The organism is Erwinia sp. PME.40.26/001, assembly GCF_055556675.1.
Map to the genome: position 1 here is coordinate 1 of NZ_JBVHNP010000053.1, position 359 is coordinate 359.

A 359-nucleotide genomic window follows, 5' to 3' on the forward strand; every position below is an offset into this window, starting at 1 on the left:
GACCTGCGTCGCCAGGGTCTCGGTGGCCGCGGCAGGGCCGCCGCCGGTCAGGGCCATGATCTGGTCGAAGACGCGCAGACCGTTGACGAGGCCCAGTGTCGTGGCGATCGCGACCGCGGGGCGGATGGACGGCAGGGTCACGTGCCAGAACCGCTGCCAGAGGTTCGCTCCGTCGATGGCGGCGGCTTCCTCGATCTCGACCGGCACCGCGGCCAGACCCGCCATGTAGATGACCATCGCGAAGCCGATGTTCTGCCACACCAGCACGATCAGGATGGTCCAGATCGCCCACGTGGGGTCGGCGATCCACGCGCGGGCGACGTTGCCGAGCCCGAGACCGCGCAGCGCGATGTTGAGCG

1 protein-coding gene is annotated in these 359 nt (G+C 69.9%); it reads right to left on the bottom strand.

Going from position 1 to position 359, the window contains the following annotated elements; all coding sequences use genetic code 11:
- Positions 1-359: carbohydrate ABC transporter permease (locus ACZ3HG_RS23185; protein ID WP_465334654.1), on the bottom strand; the 359-nt coding region annotated here is incomplete at both ends.